This is a genomic window from Desulfobotulus alkaliphilus (genome assembly GCF_007830435.1).
In the GTDB taxonomy this organism is placed as follows: Bacteria; Desulfobacterota; Desulfobacteria; order Desulfobacterales; family ASO4-4; genus Desulfobotulus; species Desulfobotulus alkaliphilus.
This window is the reverse complement of sequence record NZ_VLLC01000004.1, coordinates 52,274-72,102: the sequence shown is the minus strand read 5'-3', so window position 1 is coordinate 72,102 and position 19,829 is coordinate 52,274. Positions and strand designations below refer to the sequence as shown.

At 49.9% G+C, this 19,829-nt stretch carries 22 protein-coding genes and 1 pseudogene; 12 read left to right on the top strand and 11 right to left on the bottom strand.

The window, feature by feature from the left end:
- Positions 1–110: 110 nt before the first annotated feature.
- The 4 genes from pyrR to LZ24_RS03895 all read left to right on the top strand — a co-directional run bounded on the left by pyrR (position 111) and on the right by LZ24_RS03895 (position 2,541).
- The gene (gene pyrR / locus LZ24_RS03910; protein ID WP_144682558.1) at positions 111–641 is read left to right on the top strand and encodes a bifunctional pyr operon transcriptional regulator/uracil phosphoribosyltransferase PyrR; all 531 of its coding nucleotides are present in this window, start codon (positions 111–113) and stop codon (positions 639–641) included.
- Positions 638–1,147 carry a MogA/MoaB family molybdenum cofactor biosynthesis protein gene (locus LZ24_RS03905; RefSeq protein WP_246118510.1) on the top strand — a complete coding sequence of 170 codons (510 nt, stop codon included), beginning with the start codon at positions 638–640 and terminating at the stop codon, positions 1,145–1,147. Before pyrR ends, LZ24_RS03905 begins: the two co-directional genes overlap by 4 nt.
- 207 nt (positions 1,148–1,354) lie before the next feature.
- Positions 1,355–1,762 carry a hypothetical protein gene (locus tag LZ24_RS03900; protein WP_144682556.1) on the top strand — a complete coding sequence of 136 codons (408 nt, stop codon included), beginning with the start codon at positions 1,355–1,357 and terminating at the stop codon, positions 1,760–1,762.
- 197 nt (positions 1,763–1,959) lie between these two features.
- A complete protein-coding gene (locus LZ24_RS03895) occupies positions 1,960–2,541 on the top strand; it encodes a CBS domain-containing protein (RefSeq protein WP_144682554.1) in 582 nt (193 codons plus the stop codon).
- Between the two features lie 259 nt (positions 2,542–2,800).
- On the opposite strand, the gene yhbY is transcribed toward LZ24_RS03895, so the two are convergent.
- The gene (yhbY, locus tag LZ24_RS03890) at positions 2,801–3,133 is read right to left on the bottom strand and encodes a ribosome assembly RNA-binding protein YhbY (RefSeq protein WP_144682552.1); all 333 of its coding nucleotides are present in this window, start codon (positions 3,131–3,133) and stop codon (positions 2,801–2,803) included.
- A 237-nt stretch (positions 3,134–3,370) separates the two neighbouring features.
- The gene (locus LZ24_RS17135; protein WP_186442914.1) at positions 3,371–3,544 is read right to left on the bottom strand and encodes a hypothetical protein; all 174 of its coding nucleotides are present in this window, start codon (positions 3,542–3,544) and stop codon (positions 3,371–3,373) included.
- On the opposite strand from LZ24_RS17135, the gene LZ24_RS03885 reads away from it, so the two are divergent.
- Positions 3,531–4,502, top strand: coding sequence for a pentapeptide repeat-containing protein (locus tag LZ24_RS03885; RefSeq protein ID WP_144682550.1), 972 nt, complete (start codon positions 3,531–3,533; stop codon positions 4,500–4,502). The genes LZ24_RS17135 and LZ24_RS03885 overlap by 14 nt on opposite strands.
- A 155-nt stretch (positions 4,503–4,657) precedes the next feature.
- Here the strand turns inward: LZ24_RS03885 and pabB are convergent, their stop codons facing one another.
- Both pabB and LZ24_RS03875 read right to left on the bottom strand, forming a co-directional pair.
- Positions 4,658–6,973, bottom strand: a complete 2,316-nt coding sequence (pabB, locus tag LZ24_RS03880; protein ID WP_144682548.1) for an aminodeoxychorismate synthase component I — start codon at positions 6,971–6,973, stop codon at positions 4,658–4,660.
- Between the two features lie 2 nt (positions 6,974–6,975).
- Positions 6,976–7,542 carry an anthranilate synthase component II gene (locus LZ24_RS03875; RefSeq protein ID WP_144682546.1) on the bottom strand — a complete coding sequence of 189 codons (567 nt, stop codon included), beginning with the start codon at positions 7,540–7,542 and terminating at the stop codon, positions 6,976–6,978.
- Between LZ24_RS03875 and LZ24_RS17130 the strand changes: the two genes are divergently transcribed.
- Together LZ24_RS17130 and LZ24_RS03870 are read left to right on the top strand one after the other, a co-directional pair.
- A complete protein-coding gene (locus LZ24_RS17130) occupies positions 7,541–7,768 on the top strand; it encodes a hypothetical protein (protein WP_186442913.1) in 228 nt (75 codons plus the stop codon). The two genes, LZ24_RS03875 and LZ24_RS17130, sit on opposite strands and share 2 nt — an antisense overlap.
- Entirely contained in the window at positions 7,728–9,071 is a 1,344-nt protein-coding gene (locus tag LZ24_RS03870) for a radical SAM protein (RefSeq protein ID WP_144682544.1), read from the top strand. Before LZ24_RS17130 ends, LZ24_RS03870 begins: the two co-directional genes overlap by 41 nt.
- Before the next feature lie 64 nt (positions 9,072–9,135).
- Here LZ24_RS03870 and LZ24_RS03865 read toward each other — a convergent pair whose 3' ends face one another.
- Positions 9,136–9,735 (bottom strand): YfaZ family outer membrane protein, encoded by a 600-nt coding sequence (locus LZ24_RS03865; RefSeq protein ID WP_144682542.1) that lies wholly within the window; start codon positions 9,733–9,735, stop codon positions 9,136–9,138.
- 76 nt (positions 9,736–9,811) lie between these two features.
- Positions 9,812–10,324 carry a universal stress protein gene (locus LZ24_RS03860; protein WP_144682540.1) on the bottom strand — a complete coding sequence of 171 codons (513 nt, stop codon included), beginning with the start codon at positions 10,322–10,324 and terminating at the stop codon, positions 9,812–9,814.
- A gap of 754 nt (positions 10,325–11,078) precedes the next feature.
- Here LZ24_RS03860 and LZ24_RS17915 point away from each other — a divergent pair.
- Positions 11,079–11,768, top strand: a complete 690-nt coding sequence (locus tag LZ24_RS17915) for an OS_HP2 family (seleno)protein (RefSeq protein ID WP_268815280.1) — start codon at positions 11,079–11,081, stop codon at positions 11,766–11,768.
- Positions 11,769–11,951: 183 nt separating this feature from the next.
- Positions 11,952–12,587 carry an HAD family hydrolase gene (locus LZ24_RS03845; protein WP_144682534.1) on the top strand — a complete coding sequence of 212 codons (636 nt, stop codon included), beginning with the start codon at positions 11,952–11,954 and terminating at the stop codon, positions 12,585–12,587.
- Between the two features lie 433 nt (positions 12,588–13,020).
- Here LZ24_RS03845 and LZ24_RS03840 read toward each other — a convergent pair whose 3' ends face one another.
- Positions 13,021–13,191: a hypothetical protein gene (locus tag LZ24_RS03840; protein WP_281282268.1), complete on the bottom strand. Its 171-nt coding sequence runs from the start codon at positions 13,189–13,191 to the stop codon at positions 13,021–13,023.
- Positions 13,192–13,237: 46 nt separating this feature from the next.
- Complete coding sequence (locus LZ24_RS03835) at positions 13,238–13,663, bottom strand: CoA-binding protein (RefSeq protein ID WP_144682530.1); 426 nt, start codon at positions 13,661–13,663, stop codon at positions 13,238–13,240.
- A 111-nt stretch (positions 13,664–13,774) separates the two neighbouring features.
- Between LZ24_RS03835 and polA the strand changes: the two genes are divergently transcribed.
- On the top strand, positions 13,775–16,462 hold the full coding sequence (polA, locus tag LZ24_RS03830) for a DNA polymerase I (RefSeq protein WP_144682528.1): 2,688 nt from the start codon (positions 13,775–13,777) through the stop codon (positions 16,460–16,462).
- A 27-nt stretch (positions 16,463–16,489) separates the two neighbouring features.
- On the opposite strand, the gene LZ24_RS03825 is transcribed toward polA, so the two are convergent.
- From LZ24_RS03825 to LZ24_RS18030, 3 genes and pseudogenes are all read right to left on the bottom strand, one after another.
- A complete protein-coding gene (locus LZ24_RS03825; protein WP_144682526.1) occupies positions 16,490–17,308 on the bottom strand; it encodes a phosphate/phosphite/phosphonate ABC transporter substrate-binding protein in 819 nt (272 codons plus the stop codon).
- 29 nt (positions 17,309–17,337) lie between these two features.
- On the bottom strand, positions 17,338–17,844 hold the full coding sequence (locus LZ24_RS17790) for a HAMP domain-containing protein (RefSeq protein ID WP_246118509.1): 507 nt from the start codon (positions 17,842–17,844) through the stop codon (positions 17,338–17,340).
- 408 nt (positions 17,845–18,252) lie between these two features.
- Positions 18,253–18,339, bottom strand: a pseudogene (locus LZ24_RS18030) (zinc-ribbon domain-containing protein); the annotation flags it as partial.
- A gap of 460 nt (positions 18,340–18,799) precedes the next feature.
- Here LZ24_RS18030 and LZ24_RS03815 point away from each other — a divergent pair.
- On the top strand, positions 18,800–19,018 hold the full coding sequence (locus LZ24_RS03815; protein WP_144682524.1) for a helix-turn-helix transcriptional regulator: 219 nt from the start codon (positions 18,800–18,802) through the stop codon (positions 19,016–19,018).
- Positions 19,005–19,769 (top strand): DUF3169 family protein, encoded by a 765-nt coding sequence (locus tag LZ24_RS03810; protein ID WP_144682522.1) that lies wholly within the window; start codon positions 19,005–19,007, stop codon positions 19,767–19,769. Before LZ24_RS03815 ends, LZ24_RS03810 begins: the two co-directional genes overlap by 14 nt.
- Positions 19,770–19,829 lie beyond the last annotated feature (60 nt).

Sequence of the window (19,829 nt, the reverse complement as noted above, 5' to 3'; positions counted from 1 at the left end):
ACTCGGGTCCGTACGATAATATTTTGTGCAATCCGGCCTATTTGCTGCCCCTTGTAAGATCGCAGTGAATCCGCTACTCTTTATTAATGGCGTAATTTCAGGAGGCAGAAATGGAAAAAAAGATTCTTGAAGCACCGGATATGAGTCGTATCCTGACCCGCATGGCCTATGAAATTCTGGAACGCTATCCGGATACGGACCGGCTGGCTCTGGTGGGTATCCATACCCGCGGGGTTTTTCTGGCGGAAAGACTGGCCCGTTATATCTACGAGATTGCCGATCTTCCCGTAAAACAGGGAACTCTGGACATTACCCTCTACAGGGATGACTGGACCCGTATTTCCCATCACCCCGTACTGCGTTCCACCAATATTCCCTTTGATGTGGACGGCATGGATGTGGTTCTGGTGGATGATGTTCTCTATACGGGGCGGACCACAAGGGCTGGCATGGACGCCCTCATTGACTTTGGCAGACCCCGTCATGTCGGCCTTGCCGTGCTGGTGGACCGGGGACACCGGGAACTTCCCATCCATGCGGATTTTGTGGGGCGGCGTGTGGAAACGGAAAAAGATCAGACAGTGAATGTGCGCGTTGCCGAAGAAGACGGAGAAGATCTGGTTTTGGTGGAGGTATTGTGAAGCTTCTTGGAAAAAAAGGACATCAGGCTTTAAAAGATCTGAAGATGGCCATTCTGATTGTATCCAGCACACGTACTCCTGAAAACGATAAAAGCGGCAACTGGATGGCAAAGGAAATTAAACGGGAAGGGCATGCACTGGTTACCCGTAGAATTATTCCGGATGATTTTCTGGCCATCGGCGGTGCTGTGCTGGATGCGGTTCGTATGGATCAGGCAGATGCCGTCATTGTCAGCGGTGGCACGGGACTGACCCGGACGGACCTTACCATAGAAGCCTGTCGCCCCCTCTTTCATAAGGAACTGACGGCCTTTGGCCCCCTTTTTGCCCGTCTTTCCTATGAGGAAATCGGAGCGGCTGCCATGTTGTCCAGAGCTTCTGCGGGAAGTATCGGTGAAAGTGTGGTTTTCTGCATTCCCGGAAGCCTGAAGGCCTGCAAGCTGGCCTGCAGGGAGCTGATTTTCATGGAAGTGGGGCATCTGGTTGCCCATCTGAGAAACGGATAGGAGCGGCTCCCTCCGGAATGCGGCTGAGGCCCTCGAAGCCAGCGGCCGTGGCACACAGGCTACAGACCGGATCTGCCCCATGGGCTGAAGTTTGTTGGCCTGAGTGCCGGGGTGAGGGAAAGAGTTTTTAAAATGCTGTCAAAGTCAGGGGTGACCTGCTGAACAACTATGAACAGATTTATTTTTACCGAGGGAGATTTTTAAGATATGATTATGGCATCCATTGGGAAGTTTTTAGCAGACTGGACTGTGGACGGTGCAGGCATCAAACCCGTATTTGAAAGTTATCTGAAACTTCTTACGGAAAAAGGCGGCGTTGAACTGGATTTCAACGAACGCCCCGGAGTCAGCTACTCTCTCCGGGCCAGGCACGTAAACCAGAAAACCCGCAGTCTTTTTGCCATGGTGGATATTATCGACGACGACCCTGAAAACCGCTGGCTTTCCGTATGTTTTTACGGTGACATGGTGACAGATCCCGATGGGCTGGGCGATCTGGTTCCGGGCGGTCTCCTTGGCGAGGACGGGCACTGCTTTGACCTGGAAGATGCCGAAGGGGCAGCCTATCTTCAGGCCAGACTGGAAGAAGCCTGCAGCAGTGCAGCCAAAGGATAATCTGATTACTCCCAGGCTTGCAGCCGCAGGCTGCTGATCCGGTTGTAGTCGGGCAATAACAGAACAGATATTTTATGCGGGCAGACGCAAGATCTGCCCGGAGCCTTCCCGTTTTCTTCTTCCCACAACCTGCTGACAGTCAGGATATGTTTTTGTCAGCCGTCTCTTCCACAATCCATTCCAAAGGAGAAAATTCAATGAAAAAAACCATGGTAAAAGAAGTAATGATTCCCTTAAGTGAATACAGCACCATCTCCGGAGAACAGACCCTCTATGATGCCATGCTGGTGCTGGAAGACGCCCTGAAACGCATGAAGGCTACCTGTGGCGAAGGCCACAGAGCCGTTCTCGTTTATGATGAAAATAATGAAATTAAAGGTAAGCTCAGTCATCTGGACGTACTGCGGGCTCTGGAACCCAAATACTTTGAAGTCGGTGATGGCAGTCCCATGTCCTTAGGCCTTTCCCGTTTTGGTCTGAGTCCCAAGTTCATGAAGGGCCTGCTGGATCAGTTCCGGCTCTGGGACAAGCCCCTGCAGGACATCGCCAGAAAAACCTCAAAGATCAAGGTCAAGGATGTCATGTACACTCCCTCTGCCGGTGAGTATGTGGATGAAGAGGCCACCCTTGATGAAGGGATTCATCAGCTTCTTTTAGGGCAGCACCAGTCCCTTCTGGTAACTCGCGGGCAGGAACACACTACCGTTGTTGGCATTCTCCGCCTCGGTGATGTTTTTATAAAGGCAGTTGAGTTGATCAAGGAAGAAAAGGAAGACTGAAAAAGGTAACTTTTAGGATTTTTTCCATTACTTTCCTTAAAGACCTTAACGACAATACCCAAGACCGGCCTCAACGCCATAAAGGAGCAGGTAGGGCAGACACAATCTGTACCTGTAAATAAATTATGCAGCCCATGTTTTGTAGGGGCAGGCCTCTGTGCCTGCCCTGGGATGAGGTTTCCATAAAAAATATTCTCATCCAAGGGGAGAAAAACAGGCCTGCGGTCCACCCCTAAAGGGTGCCCCTGCCGATGCTCCCTTATGCCGGAGGTGCTTTCACGGGATTTTTGGGAATACGAATCTTTCTTTTTTCCGTAATTTTACAGGGTCGGTAGAGGGTAATGGTATGACCTACACTGCTGACCAGAACAGCTTTACTTTTTTCCACAATTTCAAGGGTCAGGGTATCCTTCACTTCCTTTTCCTTGAAATCATTGAACCGTACCTTAATGAGTTCATGGGCATGCAGGGCTTCTTCAATGGAAGCCAGTAAAGGCGGTGTTACACCATGCTGACCGATAATGACCACCGGTTTCATGGAATGGGCAAGGCCTTTAAGATACTGTTTCTGAAATCCTTTAAGCTCTGTCATGATTCTTTCCTTATGTAAAAATATTACGGCAGTTGGTTCTGTAAAAAAAAGAATCTGATTACCCCTGGAATTATATGGCCGGATTTTACGTTTGATAGCGGACGACCCGCAAGGGAGCCCCTATAAAACAGGGACCGTAGACACCATTCGAAGGGGAGGCTTTGCGTCTGCCCTTATAAAATATCATGGGCCTTTTATCAATCTGACCAGCAAGCTGTGGCTGAGTCAGGGGCGTAGTCAGAAAAGAGAATGCCATTTTTTCCCCATCAGACCTTTTGCACCAATCCCTTTTAAATGACAAGGGTTTTTGTTATAAGAAAAACAATCGTCCGACAGTACCTGCATCGGGTCTGCAAGGAACTTTCTCTCAAGGGAACCTTTCCAAGGAAAACCAGCCATGGCTTCCCCCATCCCACCACCACCTCCCTGGACTCCCAGGGTAGAAAAACAAAAAAGCGGTAAAAAAACCGGCTTGATCCGCCAGTTCTATGATTACATCATTGCCAGCCCCATCATTATGACCATTATTGTTTTTTTTGGTACCAGTTTTCTTGTCATAGGCCTCACCCTGCACTGGGATTATTATTCTGATTCCTTCCGGGAGGAAGTGATGGCTGAGGCCCATGGGGTTCTGATGGATATTCTGCTCATTGGCGTGGTGCTTTTCTGGTTTCAGCAGAAGGGAAGAAACCTGATGGAAAAACGCCATTACAGGGATGAAATCGATGATTTCAGAAACTGGGAGAGTGAAGAGGCTGCCAGAAAAACCAGAGGCAATATCAGAAGACTGAACAAGTATGGTGTCACCCGTATGGACCTGAGCAACTGTTACCTGAGGAGTATGGATCTGCAGGGGGTTGATTTTACGGGAAGTTATCTCTGGAGTGCGGATCTGAGCTGGACGGATCTGCGTAAAAGCAGCTTTGAGGATGCCAACCTTGAAAATGTGAACCTTGAGGCTGCCAATCTGACGGGTGCCAATCTGCACCGGGCCTATTTATGGAAAACCAACCTTGAAAGTGTGGATCTCCAGCATGCTTTCATGGATTACGCCATGCTCAGGGAGTCCCGCCTTGCAAAGGCCGACCTTGCCGGTGCCAGCCTCATGCATGCGGATCTTACGGGGGTGAATCTGGAAGATGCCAACCTCATGGGGACGGATCTGCGCCATGCCTGTCTGGAACAGATTTGTCTGGACGGGGCAGACCTCCGGGGTGCCAATCTTGAAAATGCCACGGGCCTCAGCGTGGATTCCTTCCTGCGCATCCGCAGCCTGCAGGGAGCCATGATGGACAGGGATCTGGAAACGGAAGTCCGGGAACGCCTTCCGGATGTTTTCCTGCCCCCTGAAGATACGGAGGACTGGTAGGGGAAGAGGGGACTGGGGAGTTTTTTTGTGGGGCAGGCCCCCGTGCCTGCCCTACCTGCTTCAACTGGGCGTGGGTATTGTTGTTAAGGATTTTAAGGTCGCTAAGGACTTTAAAGTCCTTAAGTAAGGTGAGGGGAAAAGGCCACAGAAACCCCTCAGAGATCATAACCTAAAAAAATACGCAGGGCAGCGAATGCCTCCTTATCCGGTGCTGAAAAAGAAACGATCCCCTTCATATCCCCACTCTCTTTTGCCCCTTCCCCTTGTAAGCCCATCCCAGACCCAGAGCAGGAGAACCCGGCCATGGTTCTCACTTCTTTCACCCACATGGGCCCCCTAAGGCTTGAAAAACAAAAAAGGTGTTCCGCCTTTTCAAGGTCTTTAAAAAAAATCTTTTTTTCATGAATTTCAAACCCCATGGATCTGAAATATTCCATGGCCTTCTGGCGGGTAATGCCCGGAAGTGCGGGCCCTGTGGGGATGAAGATATTTTTTCCGGAAACCAGCAGCAAACTGCTGAAGGAGCCTTCCAGAAGGCTTCCGTCCGGAGCCTGAATCAGGGCTTCATCCGCCCCCGCAGCCACGGCCTTCTCCCTTGCTCTGGCAAAGAAAACATAGGCCATGCTCTTATGTCTTGCCATGGGCGAATAAAAGGGTTCCGGATGAAGACAGAGGATGCGTCCGTCCCGGCTTTGGGGAAGATCAAGGGGCCTCAGCATGGCCGTGAGGGAAAGAAGATCGTTTCCCGTATCCATGGCCATCAGATGCACCTGCCCCCTTTCCGCAGCTTCCGGATTTTTACGACAAAGCATGCGGATTATCCCTTCCCAGTTCACCGAAGGCAGGCCCCTCCCTGTCACCTCCGGTGCCGATGCCCTCAGCCGTTCTGTATGCTCCTGAAGATGCAGGGCTTTCCCCCGTATCAGGGCAATGGTTTCAAAGACCCCCCTGCCATGGCGCAGGGCCGGAGTATCCGGCATAATCTTCGCTTCGGAAAGGGGAAGAAATCGTCCGTCCTGCCACAGCTCAGCCTCTTTTCCCTTTTCCGGAAATCCCGGTTCCAGATCAAAAGCCTTAAAAAAAGGAGCTGCCTTGTGCAGGGTCTCTTTATATTCCTCTTCCGGGTCCGAATCCCAGACAACACCGCCGCCCGTGGAATAATGGGCCTTTCCGTCCTTACAGATCACCGTACGGATGGCCACATTGAGATCCATGCTGCCATTAAAACCAAGGTAGCCCATGGCCCCCGTATAGGCGTGGCGGCGTCGGGGCTCCAGTTCATCAATGAGCTCCATGGCCCGTATCTTGGGACAGCCCGTGACAGAACCCGGTGGAAAGGTGGCCTTGAGAATATCCCCCGGCCCGGTCCCCTTTTCCACCTGCGCAGAAACCACGGCCACCCTGTGGAAAAGATGGGGCCAGACTTCCGTACGTGCGGCAACATCCACCCGAACGCTGCCGGTTACGGCAATGCGGCCCAGATCATTGCGCACCAGATCCACAATCATGGCCAGCTCAGCCCCGTCCTTGATGCTTTCTTCCAGCTCCTTTTTCAGGAGGGCATCTTCTTCTGCGGTTTTTCCCCTGGGCCTTGTGCCCTTGATGGGGTGGCTTTCTATCCTCTGGTTCTTCATCCTTAAAAAACGTTCCGGCGAAAGGGATGCCAGCTGAAAATCTCCGGCCTGCAGAAATACGGAAAAGGGCTGGGGTGCGGCTTCCTGCATTTTCAGAAAAAGGGTAAAGGCCTTGCCTTTAAAGGCAAGGGAAAACCGCTGGGAGAGATTCACCTGATACACCTCCCCCTTGCCGATATGATCACGGATACGGTCCACGGCATTCCGGTACATCCGGGCTGTGAAGGTGGAAGAAAGGGTGCCGGGGTGAGGCATCAAATTTTTTTTACGGGATTTGTCGGAAAAGGTGGTGAAAGCATGGAGGATGCCTTCAAAATCATCCAGCGTACGGAGGGCCTTTTCCGGTTTTTCATTCTCAAGATACAGAGCTTTCAACCGGATCTTCTTCTCATCCCTGTGCTTCCAGACCACAAGCCTTGGGGCAAAAAGTCTGTATCCGGGCAAAAAAAGATCATCCAGCACCGTATCCGGGAGATTTTCCATATGGTTTTTAAGGTCATAGGAAAAAAAGCCAAAGAGACCAAAGGGAAGACCTTCTTCCTCATCTCGCCCAAAGGCACAGGCCGCCATCACCCTGTCCAGAAGCTCCAAGGGCAGAGGGCTTTCTGTTTTTCCCTGTTCTGAAAGGAGTACAGCCCTATCCTTTTCCCATGAAAGCTCCAGAAAGGGCTGGCAGACAAAACCGTGGATGCGGGCTTCCGGATGCTCTCCGCCGGAAAGAAAAACCATGCTGCCCCTCTGATCCTGAAACAGGGCGGCGAGCTCCTGAAAGTCTTCTTCAAAATCAAAACTCCGGCTAAAAAAGCCCGCAGGTCTGGAAACAAAGGAAAAATCCATGGTCAAAGCACCCCCAGAAAATGAAGGGCCATTTGATGGCCGTGCTCCGTTAAAAAACTTTCCGGATGAAACTGCAGGCCGAAAAGGGGAAGATCTCTGTGAAAAAGGGCCATGGGAGTGCCATCTTCACTGCGGCCGCAGATGCAAAGGGGGCTTTTTGCAGGAATGTCCACGCACAGGGAATGGTAACGGCAGGCCCTGAAGGGGCTGGGGATATTTTTAAGAATCCCCCGGCCTTCATGGGTAATCATGCTTGTTTTTCCGTGTACCGGCTCTGGTGAGGGAATGGTTTTTCCGCCAAAGTGTTCCGCAATGCACTGCATCCCAAGGCAGATGCCAAGGATGGGAATTTTATCTGAAAAATATTCCAGCACCTCCATGGATACTCCGGATCTTTCTGGATCATCGGGACCGGGACCGATGATGATACCCGCAGGATCCATTTCTGAGATAAGAGAGAGGGCCGTATTGCTGCGCAAAACCCGAGGCTTTTTACCTGCCATGGCAAAAAGCTGGGCAAGGTTGAAGGTGAAGGAATCAAAATTATCTATAAGGATCAGGGGTTTCATGAAAGACTTTCCGCTTTGGCTTTTTTCCGGTATGCAAAAGGCGCACACTACCCAGAAGCGTCTGGATGGCTGTGCGCCTGGCATTACGCTTGAAAGACTCCAATATATTCTGACTGGAAGCGATAACCTGAGCCGCTTTTTGCTGTCAAGGAAAAGGCGTCCGCATATGGAAAGAAGTGACTGGCATGGCTGGAAAAAAAACTTACAAGGGAAAAAAAAAAAATGAATCCCCCTATGTTCCGGGGCTTGTGGCCAATGCCGCAGGAGAAATTTTTGATCTTGAAGGCTATGCGGCCCTTGGCATGTGTGGCGAAAGCCTGCTGCCCTTAAGGGAAAAGGACATGGTTCCTCTGCCCCATGGCAGTGAAACCATGCTGCTGCCGGATCGCATGCCCCTTCTGTGGAATATCAGAAAACAGCGGGTGGAAGTAATGGACGAAAACCCCTGGGAACCGGGAGAACCCCTCTTTCCCGTGGCTGCCTTTAATTCTCCGGGCTATGTCATTACCCGGCTTCCGGCCTACAGGGAGCGGGGAAATGCGAAAATTCTGCCCCTTTTTGCCTATGGAGCCGTGGGATGGTCTAAAAAGGGATTTGCCTCCGCCGTGTTTCAGGTGGACAGGGAAGACCGGCAGGATCTGCGCTGCATGCCCGTGGAAAAGGTGCAGACAGGTGTTCTTGACATCCGCTCCCTTCTGCCGAAAAACCGGCTGCTCCTGCACATTAAAAACTGTGCCCTGATCTATGGCTGTCCTGCGGCAAAAAACTTTTTTCTGGGCCGTTACGAGGCTCCCCTGCCCACCTCCCGCACTTGCAATGCCCGCTGCCTTGGCTGCATCTCCCTTCAGGATAACCCTGAGCTTCAGAGCTGCCAGAACCGCATTGCCTTTACCCCCAGCCCAAGGGAGATTGCGGAAATTGCCCTGCTTCACATCGAAAGGGTGCCGGATGCGGTGGTGAGTTTCGGGCAGGGCTGTGAGGGCGATCCCCTGCTGGCGGCCCATGTCATTGAACCCGCCCTGCGGCTGATCCGGGAAAAAACGGACAAAGGCACCCTGAACATGAATACCAATGCCAGCCTTCCCGCCGTGCTGGACCGGCTTTTTGAGGCAGGGCTGGATTCCATGCGGGTCAGCATGAACAGCGGAAGGGAAGCGGTTTACAATGCCTATTTCCAGCCAAAGGGCTATACCTTTTCCGATGTGCTGAAAAGTGTGGATGTGGCTGAAAAGCGGGGAGCCCATGTGGCCCTCAATTACCTCAATGCCCCGGGTGTCAGTGACGGTGCCGAAGAAGCGGCTGCCATGGAAGATTTTTTAAAAAACCACGCTGTCCACCTGATCCAGTGGCGCAACCTCAACTTTGACCCCCTGCGCTATTACAGACTGGTGAACGATGCGGCATCACCGGGAACGGCCATGGGAATGGTGACCCTGATCCGTTATTTTCAAAAAACATTTCCTGAAATGAAGCATGGATATTTCAACCCGCCAGTTTCAAAATTTGCAAAGGCATCTTCAAAAAAATAAAAACAAAAAAAGCCCTGACCTTATTAAGGGTCGGGGCTATTTTTATTCCTTCGGGAATGGCAAATCAGAAGCGGATTTCATAACCAAGGAGAATGTTATAATCATCCTTGCTCCACTTGTACCCCTTATCTTCAAAGCTTGCGGTTATTCTGCGAAGATCCACACGGATGGTGGCGTTTTTCAGAACATGGAAACCCAGGCCGCCTCTGGCTTCCCAGTAGTAATCTCCGTCCTTCCATGTCAGGGGCTTTGGAGACCCCATGAGTTGCCCATCAATACTTACGGGAATGGGAAGGGGATTGATGGCGGCATCCAGCTCATATCCCATGCCAAAAAGAAAAGCCAGCCCTGTGGCGGTACTGCTTCCTTTGAACTTTCCGTGCTCCGCATCAATATAATATCCTTTGAAGCCAACAATGTAACGGATACCCGGCATGAACTGATCATTTTTAACGGCAAGGGTGGCAGCTGCCATTTTATAGTCATCATCCTTATAAATACCTTCGCCGCCCAAGGCCATGAATCCGTGGCCCGTATCCATGTCCACCATCAGTGATCCTGCTACGCTGGACTGGTTCACATAGAGACCAACCCCCATTCCCGCATGGGCGGGGACCCATGCCAGGGCCGTCATCAATAAAAAAAAGATCCCAAAGCGTTTCATGCTTCTCCCTTTTCCTGCAAAAAAAATTAAAAAATATAACAATCCATGATTTGTAGACGGTAAGGGCTGCCAGCCGTCAGGAAGTTTTCGGTGCTTCCAGTCTTACCACCATGACAGGTACGGGGCAGCGGCGGATAACCCCATTGGCCGTACTGCCCAGAAGCAGATCCTCAAACTTGCTGTGCCCCCGGGTTCCCATCACCACGAGATCATAACCGTCTTCCGTTGCCGTATCAATGATGGTTTTAACGGGATGTCCCACTTTGACCAGAACATGTTCGCAGGATGCAAGGCAGTCCCCTACCTCTTCCTTCAGTTCTTCACAGGTTGCCCTGATACGCTCAAGAACGGCTTCCTTGGCGCTGCCAAGGCGTTCATCTGTCAGGGAACGCCACCGGTCTATGCCAAAATAAAGATCCATGTCAATGCCCGTGGACAGGGTCATTTCCTCATAAATATCCGGAACAACATGGAGACTTGTCATTTCTGCCCCATAACGGCCCGTGAGGCTGACGGCATAGCGCATGGCATCCCTTGCGGTTTCAGAAAGGTCTGTGGCATAAAGAATTTTTTTTATGGACTGGTACATGGCAAACTCCTTATTAAAATGTGTCGTTACCTCGTCACCCGTACTGCCTCCGGCAGGGCAGGGACAGAATACAAAAAGACCAGCGGTTACAAAGGGCTTTGTTTTAAAAAAACGAAAAGAAAGTTTTGACTGTTGTTACAGATGGCCGCTCTGAGTCTTATTGATTAGCGGGTTCTGGAAATATTGAAAACTTCTTCTTCTGTCATTGTAGAAAATATGTACATTAAAAATCAAGATCCGTATTCTCTGTAAAGGCAGCTGTTCCAGGTATCCCCATAGCATTTCATCCGGATTCAAATGGTGGAGTATGGAGCCAGGAAGAATAAGCGGAGCTTTCCTGTCGTTTGTAACTGTTCATCACAGTTTTCCAAGTACCAAACCTCAAAGACAGATGCACAGGCCCCAGGCTATTTGCCCGTGACGCAATCTTATTCGGGAGCTTCTTGGCCTGTACGGAAGCGGCAAAAACTCCCCGCCACAGGCAGGATAAGCTTTTTGATTACCATAGCAGGCCTTGGTACGCTGCCTTTGTGGCGGCTCAGACAGTTTGCCGCTTCTTTCGCACAGGCCTGCAAAGCTCTGATCCGAAACGATTGCAATGTCACTTGCAAATAGCCAAAGTGCCTTACAACAGTACGAAGCTGCTGCAACTACAGCATTGACAGTTCGGAATAAACCGTTCTGAATAATTACTGTCGTTTTTGACTTTTTGTGAGTACCAGTAATTATATTAAATAAATAAATTGGAAGCCCTATGTCGATGAAACCCGTACCTTTTTTTTATATTTTTATGTTGGTCTGTCTGACTGCCTTGCCCCTCTGGGCAAAACCGTTCCTCCATGCTCCAGAGAGGGTATACACCTTTGACACCCTGCCCGAAGGCAGCATTCTCACCCATCGCTTCACTCTGCACAATACCGGAGACAGTGAGCTGCGCATCCTGAGGGTGAATCCCGGCTGAGGCTGCTCTGCGACCTCCTTTACGGGGCGCATCCCTCCCGGCGGCGAGGGACATCTGGATGTAAAGGTCAATACCGCAGGCTATGCAGGGCGAACCCTGGTTCAGACCATAGCCCTAAGCAGCAATGCAGCCAACAGCCCGGAGATCCGGTTTGAAATCAGAGGATTCATCAAACCCTTTGCCATGGTGGAACCTGCCATCATAACCCTGTATGGGATTGCCGGAGAGACCATTGAGCAGGAGATTGTTCTGAAGCCCGACCCCGAATATCCTTTTATGGTTAAAGATATCCGTGCCACAAGGGGGGGGGATTTCGATTTCAGCCTCTCAGAACCCGATGAAAACGGCAGCTATCTTATCTCCGTTTCCAATATAACCAAAAAGGCAGGGCGCTACTATGATACCCTGATCCTTGATATTGAAAGTCCCGTAAGAAAAGACATCCGTATACGGGTACTTGGGGATATCCGGCCTCCGGAATAAAAGCGCCACTGAACCCTGCCAAGATAAGGGGCAGGATTTGCGTCTGGCTGTGGGAACCGCTAAAGGGATTCTTGCAGACAGAGCCGTGAAAAACTTTCGTAAATACAGCATTTGGCCTGCCTGCATCAAAGTCTCCCGCTCAGGTGTGGCGGAGTCGGGTAAGGCATCAAAAAAGGACGTGTTATGCAGATTTTTAAAAATATCCGGCTTGTTGCTTTTGACTGCGACGGTGTGATGTTTGACTCCACCAGAGCCAACCAGACCTATTACAATACCCTGCTCAAATATTTTGACCTGCCGCCCATGGATGAAAAGGACTTCCATTATGTGCATATGCATACCGCCGCAGCAGCCATTGACTATCTTTTTAAAGGCAGGGTTGATCTGGAAAAGGTCAGGGGAAAGCAGAAAAACTTCCATTACCCGGATCTTTTTCCCCTTATGATTGAAGAGCCGCACCTGAGAAAGGTGCTGAAAATCCTTCAGACAGATTTTAAGACCGCCGTTGCCACCAACCGATCCAATACCCTGCGCCCCCTTCTGGATCACTTTGATCTCACAAAGCATTTTGACATGCTGATCACATCCATGGATGTGGTCAGGGCCAAACCCTGGCCCGACATGCTGGAAAGACTTATCGGTCACTTTGGCATAAACCCGGAAAACCTTCTCTATATCGGGGATTCACCTCTGGATGCGCAATCGGCCTTGGCAGCAGGCTGCCATTTTATCGGCTATGGCCCTGAAGATCTGGGGGCAGAAGTCCAGATCACAAGCCTTGCCGGATTGCCGGAACTCGTGATGAAAGGATGCGCTTGACACCTTCGGAGTAACTTGCATTTAGTTCTTTTAATTCAAAAGCTTAAAAAGTGGCCAATTATCCATCACTGATCGAAATGAGTTTGAATCCTGCACAGGTACTCTATGACAAGACGCCCTAACAGGGCGTGAGCTGCTTTTCTGGAACTGACAGAGGAGATGCCCCGAAACATCTCCCCCTTTCCTTTTTCCAAATACTATGCTGATTACCACTGTCTTTTTCAGCCCTACAAACCTTAATTATGGAAAAATATGACCAGATTTTACACATGTTAGCGGGCATCCGTAAAGGGTGCTCCTACACAAAACAGGGCCGTAAAAATCATTCGTAGGGGCAGGCCTTCAAGCCTGCCCCTATTAAAGCCAGCAACCATAGGCCTGGCAACAACCTGACCAGCAAGCTGTGGCTGAGTCAGGGTAGTAATCAGAAATACTATTGATTGCCAAAACCGTTCTGCTCACCGCAGTCCGGGCAGACCCAGGTGATACCGTTGCAGGACAGCCCCCAGAAATTTTCATCCATGCAGGTCTGGCATATCCGCAGACCGCAGCGGCACTGCCAGACAAAGGGAGCCGTATTGCGGCACCAGTGGCAAGGCTCCATGCGGGCCTGCTTTCTTCGTTGCCTGTATCCCCCAGCCCTTTTCTTCTCAGACAACAAGTCTTGCATGTTCCACCTTGATACATTTATCCATGATCACATCAATACCCGCTTCCATGAGCCTTTCCGCAGCTTCCATGTTCTCCACGCCCAGCTGCATCCAGACAAGCTTCGGCTTCAGGGCAATGGCCCCATCCACATGACCTGCCACATCCTCCGACTTCCGGAACACATCCAGAATATCCACGGAACCCGGCTCCAGATCCTCAATCTTTTCCTGCACGGCCAGACCAAGGATTTCTCCCTTAGCGGGATTCACGGGAATCAGATCATAACCGGCAGCCATCATATATTTGCCCACCCTGTTGGAATCCCGCTCTTCTTTGGGGCTCATCCCCAAAACAGCAATGGTTTTTGCATTTTTAAGGGCCAATTGAATATCCCCGTCTGATTTCAGTATGCGTCCTTTACCCATGATTTTCTCCTTTTCTTGTCCTTTAAAAAAGCCCATGGTACAGATCTTTATTTTACTGTGTATTCCCCTTGACGGGCAAACACCAACTTCTTTTCCGAGGAAAACAGGGCCATGACAGCACCCACCCTTTATCTCATAGACGGCTCCGCCTATATCTACCGAAGCTATCACGCCATCCGCAACCTTTCCAGCTCTAAAGGTGAACCCACCAATGCCACCTTTGGTTTCACCCGAACCATCATCAAGCTCCTGGAAAGCTATCGTCCCGAATATGCAGGTGTGCTCTTTGATGCCAAAGGCCCCACCTTCCGCCATGAAATATACCCCGAATACAAAGCCAACCGTCCACCCATGCCCGAAGACCTTGTATGCCAGATTGACCGCATCCATGCCATCACCAAAGCCCTTGGCCTTCCCATTCTCCGCATGGAAGGCTGGGAAGCCGATGACCTTGCGGGCACCCTTGCGCTTCAGGCAAAAAATGCAGGCTTCCATGTGGTGCTGGTGACAGGGGACAAGGATTTTCTTCAGCTTGTAGATGAGAACACGAAAATCTTTGACCCCATGAAGGATGTCTGGAGCGATGTGGCCCTTTTAAAGGAAAAATTCGGCTTTGACGCAAGGGGCGTTGTGGACATGATGGCCCTGACCGGAGACAGCTCCGACAACATTCCCGGTGTACCCGGCATCGGCCCCAAAACCGCCACCGCCCTGATCAAAGAGTACGGAAGCCTTGAAAAGATCTATGATGCCATCCCGTCCATGGGTAAAAAAAAGATGGTGGAAAATCTCATAAACAACAGGGAAAAGGCCTTTTTAAGCCGGAAACTGGCCGCCATCGACTGCCATGCGCCCATAGATTTCAATCCCGAAGAATGGCGGAAAAAGGATAGCGACAAGGCTTTGCTGGTATCCCTTTTCCGGGAGCTTGATTTCCGCCAGCTCCAGGAAAGCTTTAGCGCAGAAGGCAGCACGGCCCCGGAAAAACCAGAGCTCGTGAAGGATTATCAGGCCATTTTCACTGCCAACGATTTAAAAAAAGCCATAGAAGCCATAAAAAAAGCAGGCATCATGGCCTTTGATACGGAAACAACGGGCCTTGATGCCCTGTCCGCAGGTCTTGTGGGTATCTCTTTTAGCTGGAAAGAGGATCAGGGGGTTTATATTCCCATAGCTCATCTGGGTGAAGATTTCCCGGCCCAGCTTTCCTTTAATGATATAAGAGAAGAACTTGAAGTCCTTTTTTCCGATCCGGATATCATCAAAGTTGCCCAAAATCTCAAATATGACTGGACAGTGCTCTCCCGTCAGGGAATCCGGCTTGAAGGCCCTTTAAAGGACACCCTCATTGCAAGCTATCTCATTGATCCCACCCGCAGCAGCCACAGCCTGGATGCACTGGCCATGGACATGCTGGGTCACAGAACCCTTCAATATAAAGATGTTGTGCCTAAAAAAGGAATGGGTTTTGAGCATGCCTCTCTGGAAAAGGCCCTGCCCTATGCCTGTGAGGATGCGGACATCACCCTTGCCCTCTGGAAAAAACTTCAACCTGAGCTGGAAGAAAAAAAGCTCACAACCCTCTTTGAAACCCTTGAAATGCCCCTTGTTCCGGTGCTCATGCGCATGGAAGAAAGGGGAATAGCTGTGGACAGGGAAAAGCTCCGCAGCCTTTCGGCAGCCATGGAAAAGGAGCTTTCTTCCATTACCGGAGAAATTCATGAGCTGGCAGGCTCGGAATTCAACATCAATTCTCCCCAGCAGATGGGTCACATTCTCTTTGAAGTGCTCGGGCTGCCCGTACAGAAAAAAACCAAAAAAAAGACGGGCTATTCCACGGATGTTTCCGTGCTGGAAAGCCTTGCGGACAAACATCCCCTTCCGGCAAAGGTCCTGCGGCACAGAACCCTTGCCAAACTGAAAAACACCTATGCCGATGCCCTGCAGGAGCTGATACATCCTGCAAGTGGCCGTATTCACACGAGCTTCAATCAGGGAGTAACGGCCACGGGCCGCCTTTCAAGCTCCAGCCCCAACCTGCAGAACATTCCCATCCGCACGGAAGAAGGCCGCGAAATCCGCAAGGTTTTCATCCCCCAGAAAGGATGGCAGATGATGGCTGCGGATTATTCGCAGATTGAGCTGCGCCTTCTGGCCCATTATTCCGAAGACAGGATTCTCATGGAATCCTTCAGGGAAAACGAAGACATTCACACAAGAACCGCTGCGGAGATTTTTCAGGTTTTCCCGGAATTCATCACAGAAGAACTCAGGCGACAGGCCAAAACCATCAACTTCGGCATCATGTATGGCATGGGTCCTTACCGGCTGGCCGGGGAACTGGGCATCAGCCAGAAAATGGCCAAAACCTATATCACCCACTATTTTGCCCGCTATGCAGGGGTAAAGGCCTTTATGGAAAAGACCGTGGAAGAGGCCAGGGAAAAGGGCTTCACCACCACCCTTTTTGGCCGCATCCGCCCCCTGCCCGACATAGACAGCCCCAACCACAACCTGAGGCAGATGGCCGAACGCATTGCCGTGAATACACCCATACAGGGTTCCGCTGCGGATCTCATCAAAATGGCCATGGTTCAGATGGATGCGGCTTTAAGGGATCATTCCATGCAGACCCGCATGCTGCTCACCGTCCATGATGAACTGGTCTTTGAGGTGCCGGAGGAGGAAAAGGAAAAAGCCGCCGGGATGGTCATGCAGATCATGGAAAACGTAGCTCCCCTCAAGGTGCCTCTTTTGGTCAACCTTGCCTTTGGAAGCAACTGGTCTGAGGCCCACTGAGCAGACCTTTGCCAGCATACATGCATTTTACCTGCTTGCAGCCTCTCTTATTCCATCAAAAACCGTATCATCCACAGGATGCAGGCCTGTAATATGCAGATTTCTGAAAACCGGATCTCCCGGCCTTATTTCCGAGAGCGCCTTGCGGATGGCATTTTTGAGCTTTTCAGGAAGATTCCTGTTGACAGAAATGCAATAATTGGGAATCCATTCACCTTCCGCAAGCACACGGATACGGCCCGGAGGGAGATAGGTATCTGCCATATGCAGGGCTGACTCCCTGATAAATCCGGCATCAACCTCATTCAGATGAACGGAAAAAATAACATTTTCCTGGGTATTGTCCGTTGCCTCAATAACCCGGTAATCCCTGCCTGCTTCAAGCCCGGCCTTCTGGAGAGTCAGCCTTGGCGAGAGAAAGCCTCCGGTGGAAGTCTTACCGACAATACCGATTCTTTTTCCCCTGAGATCGGATAAAGACTGGACAGGGCTGTCAGATCTTACAATGACAAGTCCTCTGAACCGGCTTCCGCCAAGACCGTCTTCCGCAAGAAAAAGGGGTTCATGGATATCAGATATCTTAATATAAACAGAAGGGTTCTGATAACCGATTGCAAGTTCTCCTGATAAAACCCTGCTTTCATATTCCGCATAATCCCGATACACGACAGGTATGATGTTTTCCCCTGTCCTCAGGCTCAGATACAGTGCCATGGGCGCAATTCTTTCCATCACTTCATCGGGGCTGTGGAGTGGAAGCATGGAAAAGCGGTAGACTGTACCGGCTGCCGCTACAGTAACACTGAGTAAAAAGAATATTGAAGTGAAAATAAAGGCTGATCTCATATATCCTCCCGAAAAAATCTGTTAAGGACTTACCGGCTGACTCCCTGACGATTTTTCAACCGGGTAATGGCAGACTGGATCGCGGTGCGCATGGACTCAACGGCAAGGGCCAGATCCATAATCTCCCCCTGTCCATGAACCTGGACAGGTCTGTCAAAGTCACCAAGGGCTATGGCTTCTGTGGTTCGGGTCAGTTTTCTCAGAGGCCTTAAAACACCATTGCTGATCCACCACAGGGCTGCAACTCCTGCTATAAAAACAAATACAATGGCTGCCATTAAAGGCCTGAGGCTGCGCATAACTGCCCCGTCAATATCATCCATGAACAGGCCTACATGCACCGCACCTGAATTTCCCCGGACTGTAACGCCAATATCGTGTATTTTGCGACCACCGATATGAATGTTGCGGGCAGATACGGTTTCGTTTTCAGGCATGGGATTAATATGGATAATTTCCGGAGGGAAGCCGTTTGCAAGGACAGTCCTTGCAAAATCCTGATCAAAACGGTCCAGACTGCCGAAAAGGCCGGTCACAAGGCTGCCATTCCTGTCTTGTACCGAAACATATGCCACTCCGGGCAGTTCAGCATAAAGTGCGGCAGACTGATTGACAGCCAGATAGTTCCGCAGCACGAGGGGTTGAGATATGGCAGAACTCAGGGTTCTTGAGAGGACAAAGGCCCGCTGATTGATCTGGTCCTCTATGAGCAGAGGTACGGAGCGGAAATACGAGTATGCGATACATGATGTAACAACAATAACAACAAGGATAAAAGGTAAGTATAAGTGAAAGACAAGACTCCTGCTGAAAAAAATCCTTTTATTTAAAACAGGCTGGCCGGGCGCAGCTTCATTTTTTGCGTGACTTCGGACAAGGTCAGATTCTGCTTGTTTTTTTTCCGGCAAGGGCGATGGCGGTAAAGGCACGGAAGCTTCACAATAAGGACATCGCAATCGGACAGCATTCCGAGGGATTCTGCTGTCATCCACAGTGTATTTTTTTCCACACCCGTCACATGATATCAGCATTTTACAACTCCTTTTTTTCTGATCCAATTCCAACAGACTCTCAGGGACTGAAATACAGGAGCAGTATTTGCAAAATAGAGGCCATCTCAAAAGTATTCCAACAGTCTGTTTTTATTCATTCCATATGACTCACCCATCTCATTGAAAACAGAAATCTTCTTCAGCATGTCCATTAAATTATCATAGTGTTAAAAAAACGGAGTCATGCTTGGTCTAAATGAACAGTGTTTCCTATTCCGTTTGGTTTGATATGGTTGCCTGGGTTAAGTGAGCCTTTTTGTGATGTAATTCATGTTAACTCCGCTATTTTATCTTTTAACGGCTTCTTTTTTTTAAACCATTGGCAAGGCTGGTTACTTTAGACTTGACAAAAAAACAGCCAGGCATGTAAAAACAGATGACAATTAAAGTTGTCATTTGGCATAATTTAGTTGTCATAGATCTCTTAAGGAGGAACACAATGCCTTTATACAACAGCCTGAAAGTATTCAGGGCCAGACTTGGCATGAACCAGGCTGAATTTGGAAAAGCAGTCGGAGTATCCCGTCAGACCATCAGCCTGATCGAACGTGGCGATTATTCTCCGTCGGTAAGTCTGGCACTAAAAATTGCCAGCATATGCGAATCAAATGTAGAGGACATATTTCAGTACAGGGAGGACGATAATGAAAAGCAGTAAAATGACAGGTGCAATTGGGAAACTGGCCACAGCTATGATTTTTGGGGCTGCACTGGGTATGGCTGCCATGCTGGGATTGCTGCGTTTCATAGAAAGTCCGGTTATGGCTTCTCTGGACGGATTACGACAGGGATTTCTGGGCCATGTATTTTGGTTCCAGATTGCCTGTCCACTCCTGCTGGGCAGTTCAGCGCTGTACATGCTGTTCAAAGCCCGGAACCTGCTCAAAAACTACTCTGCGCATACAGATGAAGAAGGGGAAGCCTTTGAGATGTTCTTTCACAGGTACTCAGCGGGTGCACTCTTGCTAACAACATTTGGATTTATACTTAATTTTATCCTCTTTGGTTTATCTGTTGACCCTTTGAACCCAATGATTCAGCAGTCGATTGTTCTCTTTATACTGACCTGCCCGGTCTTCGCACTGATGGAACTGGGTGCCATCTTTCTCATTCAGAAACAGGATCCTGTAAAAAAGGGAGACCCGATGTCTTTTGATTTCAACCGAAACTGGATAGAAAGCTGCGACGAGGCAGAACAGATTACAATATACAAAGCTGCTTACAAAACCTTTTCATTCATGAAAACAGCTCTGCTCATCATATTCATCCTGACTTTATATGCAAAATTTGCATTTGATGGTGGAAATTTGCCAATAGTGTTTGTTGGCAGTATCTGGCTTCTTCAAAATATGGTCTTTTTTGCCAACTCTGAAAAACCGAAAAAAGCTGGTGTCCCAGGAATATGTTGATTTTTTTTATTAAAACAGGTCTTTCACCTCAGGCTGTACGACCTTCAGTGCAACGGAGAG